This window comes from Microbulbifer maximicatervae (SeqCode) (genome assembly GCF_052468095.1).
Genome location: NZ_CP174332.1, coordinates 4,759,781 through 4,780,296, shown reverse-complemented (window position 1 = coordinate 4,780,296; position 20,516 = coordinate 4,759,781). Strand labels below are relative to the sequence as shown.

Here is a 20,516-nt window from a genome sequence, read left to right as displayed (position 1 = left end):
GCTAAACGCCGTTTTAAGATTTTTAGCGCAAAGCGGTCGAGAATTCGATAGCAAATCAGCCGAGGGCTTTACGCAGTGTTTCCAGCATAGCGTTATCGCCGGCATTTAGCGCGCTATAGCAATGGGCAAAACCAAGCTCATTTGCCCGAGTGGCAACTCGTATACTCGGGCAGATAAGAGCGGTTTCAAAGAGTGTATTGCGGTTTATCTGGCGGATACAGGTAACCAGGTTATCGAGTGTTTCACCGCTGTGCACACTGATAATATCGGGTTGGAATTTATACTCAGCCAGGGAGGTTGCAGCCTCCGGTGGCAGCACTCTCCGATAGAGTTCGCAATAAGTTACTCGCGCACCCCTATCACTCAAGGTGTCGCCGATAAGAGGGCGGCCACCGGAGCCGCGAAAAATAAGGACTCTTTTCCCGTCCAACTGCTGTAACCAGGGTAGGCGCAGCAACTCCTCGGAGTTCATTGTATTGCCACTTTGCTCACAGGGTATACCGCGCTTCTCCAGGGCGCTTGCGGTTGCTGCGCCGATCGCCAAAAAGCGAGGACCCTGGGGAAACTGTGGCCAATAATCTTCAAGCCAGTCTACGCCGTAGTGCACGGCGTTCTGGGAAACAAAGATCGCGACATCCGTTTGATCGAAGTCGAGGATTGAGTTTTTTAAGGCCTGTATGGCAGCTTGATCCTCAATTAGCTCTATGCCGAGCATGGGGATGTTATCTACTTGGGCCCCCAGGCTGCGCAGTAGCGCACACCAGTTATCAGCCTGCTGCGTTGGCCGCGTACTGAGAATACGTTTGCCCTGCAGCAGGTCGGAGGTGAGATCGCCCATATCAGATAGCGGCGAGGATTTTATCGGCACCATCGGCCAGTAACTGTTCCGCGAGCTCAGTACCCAGGCGCTCTCCCTCAGCGGCAGGGCCACGATTGTCGGCATGTATCATGGTTTTGCCATCGGGACTGCCAACGAGTCCGCGCAGCCACAGGGTGTCACCATCCAGCTCGGCGTAGCAGCCGATAGGCACTTGGCAGCCGCCGTTGAGGCGCTTAACCAGGGCGCGCTCCGCACTGAGTCGGGCTGCGGTTTCCGGACAGTGGAGCGGTTGGATCAAGGCTTCCAGTTCGCTATCGCGGCGCGACTCGATACCCACTGCGCCCTGTCCACCAGCGGGGAGCAGGATGTCCGTTGCCAGGAAGCTGCGGATGCGTTCCGGCATTTCAAGTCGCAGCAGTCCGGCCGCAGCGAGGATGATTGCGTCGTAATCGCCGGCATCCAGCTTGGCCAGTCGAGTATTCACATTGCCCCGTAAAAAGGTGACTTTGAGGTCCGGGCGACGGGCAAGTAATTGGCATTGTCGGCGCAGGCTGGAAGTGCCGACTACTGCTCCCTCGGGCAGGTCATCAAGGCTGTCATAAATATTACTGACAAAGGCATCGCGGGGGTCTTCACGCTCGCAAATAATCGGCAGGTGAAGTCCTTCGGGGAATTCCATGGGGACATCTTTCATCGAGTGAACTGCGATGTCCGCACGGCCTTCGAGCATCGCCACTTCCAGTTCTTTAACGAACAGGCCTTTGCCGCCCACTTTGGTTAGTGGGATGTCCAAAACCTGGTCACCCCGGCTGGTGAGGGGCAGTAACTCGATAAGAAGTTTCGGATGCGCTTGTTGCAGGCGGTCTTTGACATAGTTGGCCTGCCACAGGGCCAAAGCACTCTGTCGGGTGGCAATGCGAATACGATCTATAGACATGCGGCTCAATCACTTATTGGTTGAAGCGGCCATTCTAACAGAGTCGCAATGCAGTGAGGCTCTCTGTAGCCGAGGGGCTAGCCCCTGGTGCGAAGCCAGTCTTCGAGAATTATCCGTGCGGCTATTGAGTCCACTGGGTCTTGTGCGTAGTTGCCACGATGTCCGCGTTCGTTGGCCTCTTCCTTGGCGGCTCGAGTGCTTAAACGCTCGTCGATCAGCTCTACCGGTAGTCCATAGCGACCGTGCAGGCGCTGGCTGAATTTTCGCGCACGCACGCCAAATTCACTTTCGCTGCCATCCATATTGAGGGGGAGGCCAACCAGTAAAAGGTGGGGCTGCCACTCTTTGATCAGGCCTTCGACGGAGTCCCAATTGGGCTTGCCATCTTTGGCGGGTAGTGGGGCCAGTTCCCGTGCTCCACCGGTAAGGCTCTGGCCGTAAGCTACGCCAATAGAGCGGGTTCCAAAGTCAAAAGCTAGCGCTGTGACGGGTTTATTCATAGGGGTCAGTAATTTTTCTGTTAGGCGTGGCCAGCTTGGGAGCCGAGGCCGGAAAGATCGATGCCGTGGCGGGCGGCGGCGCTTTGCCAGCGTTTTTCGACCGGTGTGGCGAATAGGGTTTCGGGCTCTGCCGGCAGTGTCAGCCAGGCGTTTTCTGTCAGCTCCTGCTCCAACTGACCGGGCCCCCAGCCCGCGTAGCCGAGGGCGAGTAGTACATCGTCAGGGCCGCGCCCTGCGGCGAGGGATTCGAGGATGTCCTTGGAGGCAGTCAGGCTGATATCTGAATTGATTTCGGTGGTAGAGTCGAAGTGCATGCCGGTGCCGTGCAGTACAAATCCCTGCTCTGGTGACATGGGACCGCCCAGTAGAACTGGTTCGTCACCGCGCAAGCTGAGATCCTCCAGAGACAGCTGCTCGAATACCTCGTGCCAGTGCACTTTACTGGGCATATTGATCACTATGCCCATGGCACCGTCGCTATTGTGCTCAACAATCAGTGCGATAGCGTGTTTGAAGCGCGGGTCCTCCATACCGGGCATGGCCAGAAGGAACTGGCCGCGCAGGTTTCCGTGAGTCAGGTCGCTATCGATATTCGAATTAGGCATAGATCAGTAATAAACCGCCAGTTGAAAGCCCATTTTAGCCTCGGTTGGGCAGATCCCCCGCAGAAGTAGTAAGCCCCCCGGTTCTTTCGAATTGCCAGGTACGGATAATTTCCAGTCGATCAACCTCGTTTTTGATCTCTACTGGGAAGGGAGCGAAGGGAGCAGCCAGACGCACAATTTGTTGGGCCGCATCATCGAGAATGCGCTCCCCGGAGGATTGAAGAATAACAACCTTCTCGACGGCTCCGGTGGGAAGCAACCGCACCATCATGCGTAACTCGCCACTAATTTGTTTTTCCAAGGCCTCTTCGGGAAAGTTATCACTGCCAACAGCTTCTATCTTCTGGCGCCATTCATGTAAATAAGCGGCATCGGCTGAGGCTCTGGTAGCTACAGATGTCAATCTGCGTACTCGGGGGCGCTCGGCAATAGTTTGGCGAATTTTATCGAGACGCGCCTCTAGGCTAGCTATTTTAGGGTTGCTCAATGGCAGGTCATTGGGTGCGTCGCCGCGCTTTTCCTCGGATAACTTATCTTCTGCCGAAAGTTCAGGAGCCTGAATCGGGCTCTCACCAACTGTGGTAATTAACAGGCGGCGTTGTTCTGCTGGCCGCGCAGATTGTTGTTGTGGCAAAGGCGTCACGCGATGAATTTGCGTATCGGCAAACTCGGCACGGCGCTTAGTGGATAACTCTTTCCGAGAGTCTGCGGTACCACTGGCTAATTGGTTGTGCTGTGCCAAGTAGTCAGCATCCTCTGGGGCCTGAGCGGAATTTTGCAAAGAAAGTGTGACTTCAAGTGTCGGTGGCGCCTGTGCACCTTTCGGAGCAGCAAAAGCCACTCCGAAAACAATTAGCGCATGTAACGCGGCGGCTAGAAATAATGAGAACACAAAGCGTTCACGCTGCATTGCATGAAACTGTGTCGCGTTGGCAGAGGAATTCATTATCTATTATCAACTACTACTTATTCGGGCGTGCGTTTCACACAGCCTTGTTCTCAGTGGTAAACCGCCCTGAGAGTTATCAAACGCCCAGTTTACCTTTTTTGTGCCAGCAGGTGTGTGATGCCGCTCATTAGTCGCGCGCCTATGTCCGTATTGTAAGCGGCATCAATTTCCCGTACACAAGTGGGACTGGTAACGTTAATTTCTGTTAGGTAGTCACCAATAACGTCCAGCCCGACAAATAACAGACCTTTTTCTTTCAGGGTGGGAGCGACTTGCTCAACGATCCAGCGGTCCCTATCGGTCAGGGGGCGTGCTTCACCGCGCCCGCCGGCTGCAAGGTTGCCGCGAGTCTCACCCGCTACGGGAATTCGCGCCAAGCAATAGGGAATCGCTTCACCATTAACGACCAGGATACGCTTGTCGCCGTCTTTGATTTCGGGGATGTAGCGCTGCGCCATAATCTGCTGGCGACCGTGGTCGGTAAGCATTTCCAAAATTGCTCCAAGATTGGCGCCATCTGGTTTGCAGTGGAAGATTCCTGCGCCACCCATGCCATCCAGAGGTTTATAAATGACATCTTGGTGAGTTCGGTGAAATTCCCGCAGCTTGGCCATATCGCGACTAACTAGAACCGGTGGGCAACACTGGGGGAAACTTGTTGCAAAAATTTTCTCATTGCAGTCGCGTAGAGCCTGGGGCTTGTTGACTACCGTCGCACCTTCGCGCTCTGCGGCTTCGAGAATATAAGTGGAATAAACATATTCATTATCAAAGGGAGGGTCGACGCGCATCAGGATTACATCCAGGTCGCCGAGTGGCATTTCTCTAGACTCTTCCAGAGAAAACCAACGATTCTCATCATCAAAAACCTGCATAGGGCAGCCGCGCCCAGTTGCGCGTCCATTCTCAAGGTAAAGATGGCTCTGCTCGAAATAAAACAGCTGGAAACCACAATCTTGTGCGGCTTGTAACAGTGCAAGCGTCGTATCTTTTTTAAAATTGATCTGGGCGATGGGGTCCATCACCACACCGAGGGAATAATTCATACGGGTTTCCAAATCGTTGGGTATTTCTATCCCAGTTATCACTGGTTTTGCTCCCAAATTTGTGGCCGCTACCAGCGTTGTTGGATAGATAAGGTAAGAGCAGCTTTGCGAAGGTGCAACCTTCTTAACGCAATACCTCCAATGAATGTATAAGTGGTGATAATTTGAACTGCGTCGCCTGCAGTGTGTCGACTCAGCTAGATTCGCCTGGGGTTCTGTGATAAAAGTTCGTCTCAGCGTGCGACCTTCGCCAGGCTAGGCGCCCGGACCCCGCAAGCGGTTTGAAAAAAGGGCGCAACTAAAGTTTTCGCGTGCCCGAAAATAAGTAAACAGGGGATTCAAAAAAGACTATGGAGCTTAACTGGGAAAGTCTGACTGTCATGGTGATCGACGACAGTAAGACAATTCGCCGCACTGCGGAGACGTTGCTGCAAAAGGCGGGCTGTACCGTGGTCACCGCGACAGACGGTTTTGATGCGTTAGCAAAAATCGCGGACTCCCGTCCGGATGTCATTTTTGTCGATATTATGATGCCGCGCCTGGATGGCTATCAAACATGTGCGTTAATAAAAAATAACAGCGAATTCCGCTCCACCCCTGTTGTAATGTTGTCGAGTAAGGACGGTTTGTTCGATAAGGCAAAAGGGCGTGTTGTTGGTTGCGATCAATATCTGACCAAACCTTTTAGTAAGAGCGAGCTGCTGGGTGCTATTTCCGCTCATGCCAAGCCGCACCATGCCGCATAAGTGGCCTACAGAAAAAGAAAATATAGATAACGGACTCCATTGTGGGCATTGTGCCCACAAGCTCGGTACCAAAATTTAATTAGAGTACAGATTTTCCGGTTGTTACATACCGGTTGATTTTTGTACCCACACTATCGGTAGTCATAGTGCATCTCGGCACATGCTAGCGAGGATAATCACAACAAAAACCGCCGAGCGCAGTAGTTGTTGCCGAAAAGATGTCATGGGGGAAATGATGGCAAGAGTACTAATAGTTGATGACTCTCCTACAGAAACACATAAGCTGACAACCATTCTTGAAAAAAATGGCCACGCAGTAATCACCGCTCCCAACGGTGAAAGCGGAGTTGAAGTAGCCCGCGCCGAACGCCCCGACCTGATCCTGATGGATATTGTGATGCCGGGTCTCAACGGTTTCCAGGCCACCCGCCAATTGAGCAAAGACAGCAATACCGGTGAAATTCCGATCATTATGGTAACTACCAAAGATCAGGATACAGACCGTGTCTGGGGTATGCGCCAGGGAGCCAGGGCTTACCTGACCAAACCTGTCGATGAGAGCAAATTGCTGGATGCGATCGGGGAGGTGTTGGCCTAATAGCCAGCTGCGAAAAGTGCAGTCACAAACACCTTATTTAGCTCTGGTTGATATTGCACGGCGCGCCAAAGCGCAGGCCACTGGCCTGCCTGGCCGCCGGGAAATCAAACCCTACTGGACCGGTATCGGTTTCTCTCTTCTGGATAACCACTTTGTCGCCTCCATGGATGACGTTGTGGAATTGCTCGAAGTGCCACAACACACCTTTATTCCGGGCGCTCAGCCTTGGGTAAAAGGCGTATCTAATGTTCGTGGTCGCCTGCTTCCCCTTATTGATCTCGCAGCTTTTTATGGCGGCTACCTCTCAGGTCCGCGCCAGCAACGTCGTGTTTTGGTGCTCGAGAGGGATAAGACCTACGTGGGGCTTATCGTGGATAAATTGTTTGGGATGCAGCACTTGGCGTTTGAGTATGCCCGTGAGGCACCGACAGATTTGAGTGAACCATTTGCGCCAATGGTGCACGGCCAGTTTGTTTTACAGCAGCATCGTTGGCTCGTTCTCGATATGCGGGCACTGATCAAGGATGCGCGTTTTATGGATGCAGCTTTACGCTGACTAATCCAGTTCTTTCTTTCCGGTAGCCGAGGGTGGTCGACCGGATGGCCCGCAATTAGTGCAGGGATGTACAGCACTGACTGAGGGGTCTTGTCATTAAAGCGTTAAAACTAAAGTGGTATTAAACCGGCCTAATGCAATGGCCCGCTAGGAGTAAATTATGAAACCAGGCTCCCAGAGTTCCTTTTCCGCGCTGCGCAGTAACCCTGCCGCGCTGGTATTAGGTCTACTGGTACTCGCCACGCTGGCGGGGCTTATTGTCAGTATTTATTTGGTACAGACTCGAGACGAGCAGGATAAAGAGTACCTGCAGCAAGTCGCCGAGTTGCGGGCCCTTTCCTATCAGGTAGTTTCCTATGCGCCGGCGGCAACCGCAGGCGATAGTGAGGCCTTTACCGAGCTGGAAAATGTTACCGAAGAAATGGCTAATGCCTGGAACCAGCTTCAGCGAATGGATGACAATAGTCGCCGCGCCCTGGGTGCTCAGCTGTCTGCCTACGATCAGGTTTGGCGCAGCTTGCGCGAGCAGGTCGACACGATTATCGGCAACCAGGAAACCATCGTATTTCTTAACGATATCGCTTCAACGCTGAGTGACTCGCTTCCGGAATTACAGGCGGAGCACAACAATATTGTAGAAATTCTGCTGGCTAACAACGCCCCGGCAAATCAGGTGGAACAGGCCCAGTTGCAGGTATGGCGTGCGGAGCGTATTGGTCGAAATATCGATAAAATGCTCCAAGGTGGCGATGATGCCGAAGCCGCCGCTGACCAGTTTAATACCGACGCCAGTCTTTTCGGTAAGGTGGTTGACGGTATGAAGAGCGGCGATGTGGTGATGGGGATTTCCCGTATTACCGATGAAGAGGCTCGCCACTCATTGGATGAAATTACTGAGCTGTTCGGCTTCGTAAGCACCTCCGTACGGGATATCTTCGAAGCAACTCCAGCCCTGTTTGCTACCCGCCAGGCCTCTGACGGCATTATCGCGTCATCTCCCCAGCTGATCGAAGCATTGAGTACGCTGAATGACCGAATCGTAAACCTTTCAGATGATCGCCAGCCCAACAACTTGACCATTGCTGCACTGGCTTTGGTCTTCGTTTTGTTGATCTTCGGTATGATGGCGATGGCATTCTCCGGTACCCGCCGAAACCTGAAAAAAGAGGAAGATACCAACGAGCGTAACCAGCACGCGATTATGCAGTTGCTGGACGAGCTGGCCGACCTCGCCGACGGTGACTTGACCACCTCTGCAACGGTAACCGAAGCCTTTACTGGTGCAATTGCCGACTCCATTAACTTTACTATTGACCAGCTGCGTGTGCTGGTATCGCGGATTAATGGTGCTGCACAGGAAGTATCTGGCTTGTCCCAGGAAACCCAGCAGACTGCACTGCACCTCGCCGAGGCCTCTGAGCACCAGGCACAGGAAATTGCCGGAGCTTCTGCTGCGGTTAACGAAATGGCGGTCACCATTGACCAGGTATCTGCCAACGCCTCCGAATCTGCCCAGGTAGCCGAGCGCTCGGTACATATCGCAAGTAATGGCGCCAAGGTGGTACAGAACACCATTAAAGGCATGGATAACATCCGCGAGCAGATTCAGGATACCTCCAAGCGAATTAAGCGCCTGGGTGAATCCTCCCAGGAAATTGGCGATATCGTAAGTTTGATTAACGACATTGCCGACCAGACCAACATTCTTGCATTGAATGCCGCGATCCAGGCGAGCATGGCCGGTGATGCCGGTCGAGGCTTCGCGGTGGTTGCGGATGAGGTACAGCGACTTGCGGAGCGCTCTGCAGCTGCAACCAAGCAGATCGAAGGTCTGGTAAAAGCGATTCAGTCCGATACCAACGAGGCGGTAATCTCCATGGAACAAACCACCAGTGAGGTGGTACGTGGAGCTCGTCTGGCCCAGGATGCGGGTGTTGCACTGGAAGAAATTGAAAGTGTATCCAACAACCTGGCATCGTTGATTCAGAACATTTCTAACGCTGCTCGTCAGCAGGCTTCGTCTGCAGGCCACATTTCCAACACGATGAACGTGATTCAGGAAATTACCTCGCAGACCTCTGCGGGTACCCAAGCTACCGCCCAGTCCATTGGTAACCTGGCGCAGACCGCGAGTGCACTGCGCGAATCCGTTGCCGGCTTCAAACTTCCGCAAGAGGAAAGTGTTGAAAGCAACAGCGAGCTGTATGACGTGGAATTGCCGGAAATGGATACAGATACTTTCGCTATTGAAGGTGAAGATACTCATTCATTGGAGTCCCGCGAAGACCGGGCCCTGGCCTAACCCACACAATAATGCCCGGCCATTATGAAAGTTGGCCGGGCGCAAAAGGGGCGCACGGAATTGCTTCCGATAAATCCGCGGGTTTTTCTCGCAGAAAACTGTAGCGCTTGAGTACTGAATAAATTATTGGGGACTTGGCGTGAGTCACGACAATCCGAACTTCATGGCCTTGGATTGGCTGATCGGTGAAATTAACGAGACTTTGGCACAAGCGCGCCAATTTCTTGAGACGTTCGCTGTAGAACCCGATGCGGGTGCCTCTCTTCTGCAAAACAGCTTGTCGCTAGTGCACCAGGTGCACGGTAGCTTGCATATGGCACAGCTCAGTGGTGCCGCGATGTTAGCAGAAGAGATGGAGCAACTTATCCAGGCCCTCGCCACTGGTGCGGTTGAAAATACCGACGAGACGCGCGAATTTTTGATGCGTGCATTGCTGGAGTTGCCCCTTTATCTCGAAAAGGTTTCTTTTCAGCGTCGTGATAATGCCGTTCTCTTACTTCCCCTGATGAATGACTTGCGCGCAGTGCGCCGCGAGCGATTGATCAGTGAAGGAGCACTTTTCTCGCCAGAATTGTCTTCATTGGCAACGGTGATTGGAAAGCGCCAGCCCCTCGTCGCCGATAGCGCCCGCCTAAATGACCTGGTCACCAAGTTGCGCAAGATGTATCACGTTGCGGCTGCGGGTCTGATCCGGGATGTAAACAGCGGCGAAAGCCTGGCTTACCTCACCAAGATTATTGAAAAAATGCAGCTGCTCTACAGTGGCAGCTGTCGCCAATCCCTCTGGGAAGTACTGTTCGGTATTTTGGAGGCGCTCGGCGAACACCGTATTAATGTGCAGCCCGCACTGCGCCATTTACTGCGCAAGGTGGATATTGAATTTAGGTTGTTGCAGGGGCGTGGCGCAAAGGTATTGGACGCGCGCCTGGATCAGGACTTTCTGCGCAACCTACTTTTTTATGTCTACCTCGCCGGTCCGAATGGGCCGCACTGCGAGAAACTCTACCAGCGCTTCGCACTAGATAAGGCGGTTCCCGGTACGCCTCGCCCGGATACTGAAGATGTATTGGCGATGGGGCCAGAAGCCCTCGGCAGTGCAATTGCTGCAGTGCGCGATGAACTGCAATTGGTGCGTGAAGCACTGGAGCCCAGTACAACCGATACAGAACAACCTTCGCTGTCAGATACGGCCGCTGTGGCCAAGCGCCTCGCGGATACACTCGGTATTTTGGGATTGGAAGCGCAGCGGGTTCGCGCTCGCAGTGTCTACGAAGACCTTCGCGACGCCTCCCGTGGTACTGATGTTGAAGAGTACCTGATGCGTGCCGCCGGGGAATTGGTTCAGCTCGATTCAGCGCTTGCCGCCACCGTCGATCGCAATAAAAAAGTCGACGATGAGCAGCCCATTATGGGCGACGCCACTGACTCTGTATTACGCGAGGCCAGACTCGGTCTGGAAGCGGTAAAAGAAGCGGTCATGGAGTATGTGGCCAGCCATTGGGATATCAGTTACCTGAGTCGTGTGCCACAGCGTTTACAGGAAGTCTGTGGTGGTCTCGAAATGGTGGGTTACCAGCGAGCGGGTGAAATCATCTCCGCTTGCAACCGCTATATTGGCAGCTCCCTGATTGAGGCTGGAGAACGGCCCGAATGGACAATGCTGGATACTCTGGCAGATGCCATTACCAGTGTTGAATACTACCTGGAGCGCCGTGCGGAAGGTCTGGCTGATGCAGAAATGCTTTTGGCACTGGCTGAAGATAGCGTAGAGGCTTTGGGCATTTCGCTGAAGATCGCCGACGAGAGTGAGGCCGACGCCAGTCTCGAAGTGTCCCCGGTATCAGAACCCGAACTGCCAGATCTTGTTGATTATGATTTAATCCCCGATGACGAAACCACTGTGGTTTCTGACGAGCCTCTGGACTCTCAAGCTGAAATAGAAGCGGAAGAGTCATCTGCAATAACTTTGCAGCTGCCTGTCGAGGACGCAGGTTCTGTTGTGGAGTCCGAGCTGGAAATCGACGAAGAGTCAGTTCCGGAGGAATCTTGGTTCTCTAATGGGGCTCCTCAGGTTGAAGCTGCCCCGGCACTTGAAGTTGAAACTGGGATAGAGACTCCTGAGGCTGAGGAAGCGCCTGCTGAGGTTGCTGACTTCATTGAAGCTGCACCGATGGTAGAGTCTGCTGAGGTTGAGCCGATTGCTGCAGTTGCAGAGGTCGCGGACACGGCAGAGGAACTCGGTGATGACACTGAGAGCCTGATTGACGATGAAATTATCGAGATCTTCCTGGAAGAAGCCGGGGAAGTTCTTGCGCATATCAGTTGCTACTTCCCGGAGTGGGCTGCCAATTTTGCCAATCAGGATGCCCTGGTAGAGTTTCGTCGGGGCTTCCATACCCTGAAGGGGTCGGGCCGTATGGTCGAGGCCCTGGATATTGGTGAGCTGGCCTGGTCTGTGGAGAATATGCTCAACCGGGTTATCGATGGCAGTGTGAAACCCGGGCCTGCCCATGTATACCTGATTGAGCAGGTGTATCAGAAGTTCCCCTCAATGATTGAGGCGTTTAAACACGGACAGAGCGACCCCGATCAGCAGCTTACCCTGCAGTTACAAGCTTGGGCTGAGCAGCTGAGTGCGGGAGAGATGCCCGCTGATCTGGAAGCCCAAAGTGCAGGCGGTATCGCGGCAGTTGACGTTGTTGAGGACACCGGAGAAGACCTGGCTCAACTCTGGGAAATTTTTGCCCAGGAGGCAGAGACGCACCTCAATGTCGTAGATGAGTATCTGCTGGATATGCAGGCTGCCGCGCCTTTGTATGGTGTTCCGAGCGATCCAATGCACCGGGCACTCCACACACTAAAAGGCTCCGCACATATGGCGGAAGTCAAAGTGGTTGCCGAAATTATGGCGCCACTGGAGCGCTTCGCTAAAGAGCTGCGTATTTATCAGGTGCCTATCGATGCAGATATTTTTGATCTGATCAATGATAGCGCCACCTATGTGCGTGAAGTGCTGGAACAGATTCGCTCTTCAGAGCCTCTCGCAATAGAGAAATCGGAACAGTTCCTTGCTCGCGTTGCCGAATTGCAGGAGCGCTCTGTAGGCCACTTGATTCGCGAGCGCGAGGCGAATGAACCTCGCGCGGTCGATCCCCAGCTTCTCGAAGTCTTGATGGCTGATGGCATGCGGGTGCTACTTGATGCAGACCAAATGCTGACTGAGTGGCGCGCCGACCCGGCAGATAAAAGTCGTGTTGTTTTGGTCGCTGACGAACTCAATGTTCTGCAGGAGGCGGCCAGCCGGGCGCAGTTGCCGATCCTGGCCGAGCTCGCTGAGCTGTTGCTGAATGTTTATCGCAAAGTCCTTGCTGGTGACCTTGAGCAGGAGCCCGCACTATGGGCCTCTCTTGAGCAGGGACACAACGAGCTGCTCGATTTAATCGATGCAGTAGCAGCAGCACAAGACCTCCCTGAAGTCAGTGAAGCTGTGGAAGAGGCGCTTCGCTACCTGGCTCAGGGTGAGGAAACCAGCTCTTCAGCTGAAGATGACTACGATCTCAATGAACTGGGAATCGATAGCGAAGCACTGGCTATTGCCGAGCCTGAAGAGCAGGCGCCGGAGCCCACGGAAGTAACCGAGCTTCTGGTTTCAGATGCATCCCCTGATGAGTGGATTGAGCCACCTGTATTACAGGTGTCACACGATGGGGAATCTCTCGGTGGTGAGGCTGAGGATTCAGAAATTCCTCAATTGCAGGCCATAGAAGTTGAGGCCGCCGTTGAGGATGTTTCTCAATTTGAAGAACCCTTCTCTGTACCGGAAGTTGAGCCTGTTGGTGACCTGATTATCGAGCAACCGGATAGCGAGGTGTCATCACAGGATTCCGCTCAGTCAGTCGATTTACAGAAGTTGCTGGCAGACATTGACCCGGATGTTGTCGACGTCTTTATGGAGGAGGCGGGAGATCTTACCGATGAGCTGGAGGAACTGATCCAGAGTTGGGAGGAGGAGCCAGAAGGCCGCGAGCAAGGTGAAGCCCTGAAGCGTGTATTGCACACCTTTAAAGGTGGCGCACGCATGGCAGGCCTAATGGGGCTGGGTGAAGTAGCTCACCGTTTTGAAACGGTGATCGAAGGCATGCGCGACAACGATCGTCCCTCCGCAGATTTCTTCGCCAATGCCCATGGTATCCACGATCGTCTCGCCGATGGAGTAGAGACAGTTCGCGCCTGGATGGCTGGTGAACAGCTTGATGCTTTTGTACAGCTGGTCAGCACCGATTGGGCGGATCAGAAGCCGGCTAACTCGGCAGCTGCAGAAGCAGTTATTGAATCTGAAGTTTCAGACGAACAACCTCAAGAAACTGTTCTCGTAGCGGATGCGGAACAAGGTGATGAAGTCATTGCGACCGAGAGTACTCAGCCGGATGCTGATGTAGTTGCTACGCAGCTGCCCGAGATCGCTGTAGGTCAGGAAAGCGATAACGTTTTGCCGTTTATCCGCAAGGCCGGTAATGCAGAGCAGGAGGTAGCGGCACCGACCCGGAACCAGCCCCAGGAGATGGTGCGTGTAGCTGCTGAACTTCTGGAGGAGTTGGTAAACCTCGCCGGTGAGACTGCAATTTCCCGTGGTCGTCTTGAAGAGCAGATGAGTGAGTTCGGTCTCGCCCTGGACGAGATGGATGTGACGCTGGTGCGTCTCAACGAACAGCTGCGCCGCCTGGACCGCGAGACCGAGGCTCAGATCCTGTTCCGCCAGGAGCAGTTGGCAGAACAGGACGGCGACTTCGATCCGCTGGAAATGGACCGTTACTCGTCTATTCAGCAGTTATCCCGTTCCCTGCTGGAGTCCACATCTGACTTGATGGAGCTGCGCTCCACTCTGAATAACAAGGCGCGGGATACAGAGACCCTGTTGCTCCAGCAGTCCCGAGTAAATACCGAATTGCAGGAAGGTCTGATGCGCAGCCGCATGGTACCTTTCTCCCGTCTGGTACCGCGCCTGCGTCGCATCGTGCGCCAAGTAAGTGCTGAGCTGGGCAAGCAGGTCGAGTTGGGATTCTCCAACGTTGAAGGCGAGCTGGACCGGTCCATGTTGGAGCGTATGGTTGCGCCACTGGAGCATATGCTGCGCAACGCTGTGGACCACGGCATTGAAATGCCAGAGGAGCGTTTGGCTGCCGGCAAGTCTGAGCGTGGGCGTATCGATGTGGCGCTGAAAAGGGAGGGCAGTGAAGTTGTCCTCACCATCCGCGATGATGGTGCCGGTGTCAATTTGATCCGGGTGCGTGAAAAGGCGGTGGAAAATGGCCTGATGAGGCCGGATGCTGAGCTCTCGAATAATGAGATTCTTCAGTTCATTCTGCAGGCCGGTTTTACCACTGCAGAAAAAGTTACCCAGATCTCTGGCCGGGGTGTGGGAATGGACGTTGTATCCGCCGAGCTTAAGCAGATCGGTGGCAGCGTCCATATCAACTCAGAGGCAGGCGCAGGAACAGAATTTGTCGTGCGTCTGCCGTTCACAGTTTCGGTTAACCGCGCTTTGATGGTGCGAATTGGCGATGACCTGTTTGCACTGCCGCTGAATACCATCGAAGGTATTGTGCGCCTCAGCCCATTTGAGCTGGAGCACTACTATCGCTCAGATGATGCGCGTTTCGAATACGCCGGGGAACTCTATCAGGTTAGCTATTTCGGTACTCTGCTGAAGTCTGGTGCTCAACCCAAGCTCAGTGTCGATGATATGCAACTGCCCGTTTTGTTGGTGCGCTCTGAAGGGCACGCTATGGCATTACAGGTGGATGCCATTAAGGGCAGTCGCGAGATTGTAGTGAAAAGCCTCGGCCCGCAGTTCTCCGGGGTTCAAGGGGTATCAGGTGCAACAGTAACTGGTGATGGTAGCGTCGTGGTGATTCTCGACGCACACGCCCTGCTGCGTCGCCAGGCCACTCAGTTGGCAAGGCCGGAAGTGCCGCAGCTTCAAATTCAGGAAGAGCCTGAAGTGCAGTCCGAGCAGGAGGCGCGCCAGCAGACCGTTATGGTTGTGGACGACTCGGTTACAGTGCGCAAGGTAACTACGCGCTTCCTGGAGCGAGAGGGCTATCTGGTTAGCACTGCAAAGGATGGTCAGGATGCGGTTATCCAGCTGCAGGATAAGATCCCGGATCTGATCTTGCTGGATATTGAGATGCCGCGTATGGATGGCTTCGAGGTTGCCCGCCATATTCGCTCCAGCAGCCGCCTGCGCGATATTCCTATCGTAATGATCACCTCGCGTACCGGTAATAAGCACCGCGATCACGCTATGTCCCTGGGAGTTAACCACTACCTGGGTAAGCCTTACCAGGAAGATGTACTGTTGGCGGCTATTCGTGAGTACGCGGATGCAGAAGCTGTAGGAAGCTGAAACGGCAAATATCAGGAATAATATAGAGATAGGCAATGAGTGAAGTTGAAGCGCTGCCGGTAGATGTCCCCCAGGAAGTGAGCAGCCTGTTATTGCCCCTTGAACAGGGGCAGCTGCTGGTGCCGGTGGACAGCCTCTCAGAGGTTGTTGCAATGCAAACGCCGATGGCAGTTCAAGATGTGCCCGAATGGTATTTGGGAGATCTGATCTGGCGGGAACAGCGCCTGCCAGTGGTATCTTTTGAAGTGATGCGTGGCGGTGCCTTGGGAGCAGTTGCAGAAGAGGGGCGTATTGCGGTGCTGAGTACGGGAAATCCCGATGGTGAGCTGCCGTATTTTGCATTGCTCTTGCGCGGCACTCCGCGCCTGGTACGGGTTACCTCTGAGGAGTTGGCACTGCGAGAGCAGCCGCTAAGCCCTGGAGAGTTAATGCATGTGGCGCTTTCTGGTGAGGAGGCGGTTATTCCCGACCTGCAGGGATTAGAGCGGGCCTGCCTGCGCTATCGCAGTGACTGACTTGTTTTGCAATGTATTACCAAAAAAGGGGCCAAAGGCCCCTTTTTTGGTTGGGCTGTTCGCTTAGAACAGCTCTTCCGGTAAAGAATCTTCCCGGCCATCCTGGCTGGGCATATCCATATCGTCATCGGTGTAGCGGTTGCGATATGGGTTATACACTTCGCGGCCCGGCACCCGGTTGGTTCTGAATATCTCAAACATGCCGCCGTAAGAGGTGCGCAAGCCATTTTGAGGGTTGATGCGTACCGTAACTATGCCATCTGGTTGAGCCAGGTGGCGCTCGGGAAGACCTTCGAGGGCACTGCTCATAAAATCGATCCAGATAGGCAGGGCGGCTGAGCCACCGTATTCATTTTTACCCAGTTCGCCATAGGAATCGAAGCCAACCCAGGCACTGGTTGCCAGGTAGGGGCTGTAACCCGAGAACCACGCATCCCGTGGACCATTGGTGGTACCGGTCTTTCCGGCAATATCACCGCGCTTCATCGCCAGAGCGCGGCGCCCGGTACCCTTTTTGATAACATCTTTAAGCATTGAATCCATTATGTATGCCGTCTCTGCAGACATGGCTCGCGGAGCGCGAGGACGCGCTTGGCTCTTGCTTGGGTCGAGGGGGCCAACGGGCAGTAAGTGTAGCTCCGCAGGCTCTTCACCCTGATCGACCCCTTGCCCTTCCAGCTGTAATTCCGCGAGATCGACGGGTTCAGCGGACAGGGTTTCAGAGCCGGTGCCCGGCTCGGGACAGTTATCGCATACCGTGAGAGGCAGTGCCTGGTACAGGACTTCGCCATTAACATCCAATACCCGGTCAACCAGGTAGGGCTCCACTCGGTAGCCACCATTGGCGAAGGCGGCATAGCCTCGCACCATCTCCAGGGGCGTGAGAGCTGAGCTACCCAGAGCAATGGTCAGGTTGCGGGCGAGCTTGCTGCGCTCAAACCCAAAGCCTTCGACAAAGCCAAGGGCGTAGTCCAGCCCGAGGGATTGTAGCAACCGGATTGAGACCATATTGCGGGACTTGTACAAAGCCATACGCAGGCGAGTTGGGCCGAGGAAGGTCCCCCCGTCATTTTCAGGCCGCCATACATCTTGCAGGTTGGTTTCCTCAAAGATAATCGGGGCATCATTGATAATGCTTGCCGCTGTATATCCGCGCTCGATCGCCGAGGCGTAAATAAAGGGCTTGAAACTGGAGCCGGGTTGCCGGGCTGCCTGAGTAGCCCGATTGAAGTGGCTTTGGCGGAAGTCGTAACCACCGACAAGGGCGCGGATAGCCCCATCTTCGGGCTCAATAGATACCAGGGCGCCCTGTGCTTCCGGGACCTGGGCTAGAACCCACTCTTCAGTCACCTGGGGTTCAGCAGGCTTGGTATCACCGCTCTCGGGATCCGCAAACGGATCGGCCTGAAGGGGCTCATCTACAGCAGTGGCGATCATCTCGCTACTGGAGTTGCTCTCTTTCTTTTCCTTAACGACCTTGCGCAGCCGAATAACATCTCCGGGCGCAAACATTTTTTCAGCGGACTGAAGGCGTGCGCCCCTAGCGCTCTCAGAAATATAGGGCCTGATAGAACTGAGCCCATTGCTCCAAGGCAATTCAATTACGCGCCGATCTCTCAGTTGAACTTGAAGTTTCTTGGGTTCTACTGCGGTGACAACGCCGGGTTCCAAACCGCCGAGAATCGGAATCTCGTTGAGTAAATCGATAAGTTGGTCGCTATCTTGCAGCAATTCCGGTGCAAGACGCTGTTCTGGGCCACGATAGCCGTGGCGCGCATCATAGGTTTCCAGACCGTGCTGAAGCGCATTGCGAGCCGACTCCTGCAGGCGACTGTCTACCGTTGTTATGACCTGGTAGCCATCGGTATAAGCGTTGTCGCCAAAGAGGTCTACTGCCTCTTTCCGTGCCATCTCGGCAATATAGGGTGCATCCAGGTCGAGGTCGCGGCTGTGATAGCTGGCTGTTACTGGCGCAGTAATAGATTGGTTATATTGATCCTGATTGATATAGCCAAGATCGAGCATCCGCATCAGGATCCAGTTGCGGCGTACCAGGGCTCGGGAGGGGTTGGCGAGAGGGTTGAAGGTCGATGGCGCTTTGGGGAGTCCCGCCATCATAGCCCACTGGGCAAGATTCAGATCCTTGATATCTTTGCCGTAATAGACCTGAGCTGCAGCCTGGAAACCATAGGCGCGGTTTCCCAGGAAGATCTTATTGATGTAAAGGGCTAGGATCTCGTCCTTGGTCAGCTCCTGCTCGATTTGCAGCGATAGCAAAATTTCATTGAACTTGCGCACAAAACGCTGTTCCCGGCTGAGAAAGAAGTTGCGCGCCACCTGCATTGTCAGTGTACTACCACCAGACTGGATAGAGCCGGTCTTAATCAGCTGCGAGGCGGCCCGCATCAAACCTTTGATGGAAACACCATTGTGGGAGTAAAAGCTTGCATCTTCGGCGGCGAGAATCGCTTTGATAAAGGGTTCTGGCGTTTGCTCGATCGTGATAGGGTTGCGCCGCTTTTCACCGAACTCACCGATCAGTTTCATATCCCGTGAGTAGACCCTCAGAGGGGTCTGTAAGCGGATATCGCGGAGGCTCTCCACCGAGGGCAACCCCGGTTTGAGGTAGAGATAGATACTGGCCAGGGCCATTGCTGTAGCGGCTACACCGGCAAGGCCGAGCCAAAGCAGTGCGAGCAGACGATTGCGGGCTTTTACGGTCATGAAACTGCTTCTGTGTACTTCATCAAAGTGATTAGGTGAATAATTATACGAATATTGTGCGCTATTACCTATGCAAATGCAGGTTGAAGCGTTAATTTAAAGTGCTATAACATCAAACCCTCATAACCCACGGAAAAGATAAGAAAAAATGGGAATTTTCCCTTTTCTGAGCAAAGGCCCCAAGGCCATGTTGGGACTCGATATTAGCTCTACTGCGGTCAAGTTGCTGGAGCTAAGTCGCAACGGCGACAAATATCGTGTCGAAAGTTACGCCGTGGAACCTCTCCCACCCAATGCTGTAGTTGATAAGAATATCAATGATGTGGGGGCGACGGCTGAGGCTATTCGCAAAGTTGTACGACGCTCCAAGACGCGCTTACGCGAAGCTGCCGTTGCTGTGTCTGGATCAGCGGTGATCACCAAGACCCTCGAAATGCCGGCGGACCTCACTGAGGAAGCATTGGAAGCCCAGATCGCAATCGAGGCTGACCAATATATTCCCTATCCGCTTGAAGAAGTCAGCCTGGACTTTGAGGTGCAGGGGCCTTCCGAGAAGGGGGAAGGTCAAATGGAGGTCTTACTTGCAGCTTGCCGCACAGAAAACATTGAACAGCGGATCTCTGCGTTGGGTGAGGCCGAACTGGAACCCGGTGTGGTGGATGTTGAGGCTTACGCAATAGAGCGAACTTACACATTGCTGGAAGATCAGCTCCCTCCTCAAGAGCAGCTAGTCGTAGCCGTGATTGATATTGGAGCGACGATGAGTGCCCTGTCAGTTCTTGTGGATGGCAAAACAGTGTATACCCGCGAACAACTCTTCGGGGGGCGTCAGCTCACCGATGAGATTCAGCGTCGCTATGGGCTCTCAGTAGAAGAAGCGACTCTGGCGAAACGCCAGGGCGGTAGTGGCCTACCGGATGACTATTTTGCTGAAGTGTTGGAGCCCTTCAGAGATGCGGTAGTTCAACAGGTAACCCGTTCTTTGCAATTCTTTTATTCCTCTACCTCATATAGTGATGTGGACCATATCCTTCTCGGCGGTGGAGTTGCGGCGATGGAAGGAATTGGTGAACTTGTTAGCGAGAAGCTGGGTCGACCGACATTGGTTGCTAATCCATTTCACAAAATGAGTGTGTCTTCACGGGTTAATCGCCAGGCTTTGGCAAATGAAGCCCCTTCACTAATGATTGCCACAGGGTTGGCGATGAGGGAGAAGGACTACTGATATGGCAAAGATTAACCTTCTGCCTTGGCGTCAGGAATATCGCACACAAAAGCAAAAAGAATTTCAGCAAATCATAGTTGTTGTTGTTTTTGCTGTGGCTGCAGCCGTGTTCGGCTGGATGAAAACTGTTGATAAGCAAATAATCTATCAAAATGAAGGCAATCAAATCCTGAAAAACAGGATAAGTGAGTTGGATATTCAGGTAAAAGAAATTAAAGACCTGAAAAAACGTCGGCAAGAATTGATCGACCGCATGCGGGTAATTCAGGAGCTACAGGGCAACAGGCCACTTGCTGTACGTTACTTTGATGAACTTGTTCAGGCTACGCCAGAAGGTGTATGGCTCAGCTCTATGGAGCGAGTGGGTAATAAGTTATCCCTGTCTGGTGTGGCTGAATCTAATAATCGGGTTTCTTCTTTTATGCGAAATCTGGATCAATCTGATTGGTATGAGTCTCCTGCTTTAGCAGGAGTTACTGCTAGTCCGCTACATGGCGAGCAAGCGAGTGCTTTCGAGTTGACGGTTAATGTCACAGGTAGAAAGCAGGAAGATGACCAAGGCGCTGCGAAATAATAAGGGACCGCAC

At 53.6% G+C, this 20,516-nt stretch carries 15 protein-coding genes; 8 read left to right on the top strand and 7 right to left on the bottom strand.

Annotated elements, in window-relative coordinates:
* Positions 1-55 precede the first annotated feature (55 nt).
* The 6 genes from ACJJIL_RS21140 to gshB all read right to left on the bottom strand — a co-directional run bounded on the left by ACJJIL_RS21140 (position 56) and on the right by gshB (position 4,857).
* Positions 56-871, bottom strand: a complete 816-nt coding sequence (locus ACJJIL_RS21140; RefSeq protein WP_445355243.1) for a uroporphyrinogen-III synthase — start codon at positions 869-871, stop codon at positions 56-58.
* Positions 840-1,757, bottom strand: coding sequence for a hydroxymethylbilane synthase (hemC, locus tag ACJJIL_RS21135; RefSeq protein WP_445355242.1), 918 nt, complete (start codon positions 1,755-1,757; stop codon positions 840-842). Before hemC ends, ACJJIL_RS21140 begins: the two co-directional genes overlap by 32 nt.
* A 77-nt stretch (positions 1,758-1,834) precedes the next feature.
* The gene (gene ruvX / locus ACJJIL_RS21130) at positions 1,835-2,257 is read right to left on the bottom strand and encodes a Holliday junction resolvase RuvX (RefSeq protein WP_413664071.1); all 423 of its coding nucleotides are present in this window, start codon (positions 2,255-2,257) and stop codon (positions 1,835-1,837) included.
* Between the two features lie 20 nt (positions 2,258-2,277).
* Positions 2,278-2,862, bottom strand: coding sequence for a YqgE/AlgH family protein (locus tag ACJJIL_RS21125; protein ID WP_282930307.1), 585 nt, complete (start codon positions 2,860-2,862; stop codon positions 2,278-2,280).
* 34 nt (positions 2,863-2,896) lie between these two features.
* Entirely contained in the window at positions 2,897-3,808 is a 912-nt protein-coding gene (locus tag ACJJIL_RS21120) for an energy transducer TonB (protein WP_444914979.1), read from the bottom strand.
* A gap of 92 nt (positions 3,809-3,900) precedes the next feature.
* Positions 3,901-4,857 (bottom strand): glutathione synthase, encoded by a 957-nt coding sequence (gshB, locus tag ACJJIL_RS21115; protein WP_444916177.1) that lies wholly within the window; start codon positions 4,855-4,857, stop codon positions 3,901-3,903.
* 350 nt (positions 4,858-5,207) lie between these two features.
* Here gshB and pilG point away from each other — a divergent pair, with 350 nt between their 5' ends.
* The 6 genes from pilG to ACJJIL_RS21085 all read left to right on the top strand — a co-directional run bounded on the left by pilG (position 5,208) and on the right by ACJJIL_RS21085 (position 15,980).
* Positions 5,208-5,603 (top strand): twitching motility response regulator PilG, encoded by a 396-nt coding sequence (gene pilG, locus ACJJIL_RS21110; protein WP_020413651.1) that lies wholly within the window; start codon positions 5,208-5,210, stop codon positions 5,601-5,603.
* Between the two features lie 235 nt (positions 5,604-5,838).
* Entirely contained in the window at positions 5,839-6,201 is a 363-nt protein-coding gene (gene pilH / locus ACJJIL_RS21105) for a twitching motility response regulator PilH (RefSeq protein ID WP_108731421.1), read from the top strand.
* 16 nt (positions 6,202-6,217) lie between these two features.
* Positions 6,218-6,757 carry a chemotaxis protein CheW gene (locus tag ACJJIL_RS21100; protein WP_444892581.1) on the top strand — a complete coding sequence of 180 codons (540 nt, stop codon included), beginning with the start codon at positions 6,218-6,220 and terminating at the stop codon, positions 6,755-6,757.
* 160 nt (positions 6,758-6,917) lie between these two features.
* Positions 6,918-9,059: a methyl-accepting chemotaxis protein gene (locus ACJJIL_RS21095; RefSeq protein ID WP_413664075.1), complete on the top strand. Its 2,142-nt coding sequence runs from the start codon at positions 6,918-6,920 to the stop codon at positions 9,057-9,059.
* A 139-nt stretch (positions 9,060-9,198) separates the two neighbouring features.
* Entirely contained in the window at positions 9,199-15,465 is a 6,267-nt protein-coding gene (locus ACJJIL_RS21090) for a hybrid sensor histidine kinase/response regulator (protein WP_445360689.1), read from the top strand.
* Positions 15,466-15,500: 35 nt separating this feature from the next.
* Positions 15,501-15,980 carry a chemotaxis protein CheW gene (locus tag ACJJIL_RS21085; protein WP_445360688.1) on the top strand — a complete coding sequence of 160 codons (480 nt, stop codon included), beginning with the start codon at positions 15,501-15,503 and terminating at the stop codon, positions 15,978-15,980.
* A gap of 63 nt (positions 15,981-16,043) precedes the next feature.
* Here the strand turns inward: ACJJIL_RS21085 and ACJJIL_RS21080 are convergent, their stop codons facing one another.
* Positions 16,044-18,704 carry a penicillin-binding protein 1A gene (locus ACJJIL_RS21080; RefSeq protein ID WP_445360687.1) on the bottom strand — a complete coding sequence of 887 codons (2,661 nt, stop codon included), beginning with the start codon at positions 18,702-18,704 and terminating at the stop codon, positions 16,044-16,046.
* Positions 18,705-18,852: 148 nt separating this feature from the next.
* Here ACJJIL_RS21080 and ACJJIL_RS21075 point away from each other — a divergent pair, with 148 nt between their 5' ends.
* Both ACJJIL_RS21075 and ACJJIL_RS21070 read left to right on the top strand, forming a co-directional pair.
* Entirely contained in the window at positions 18,853-19,929 is a 1,077-nt protein-coding gene (locus ACJJIL_RS21075; protein WP_445360686.1) for a pilus assembly protein PilM, read from the top strand.
* Position 19,930: 1 nt separating this feature from the next.
* Positions 19,931-20,503, top strand: coding sequence for a PilN domain-containing protein (locus ACJJIL_RS21070; protein WP_445360685.1), 573 nt, complete (start codon positions 19,931-19,933; stop codon positions 20,501-20,503).
* The last annotated feature ends 13 nt before the right edge of the window (positions 20,504-20,516 follow it).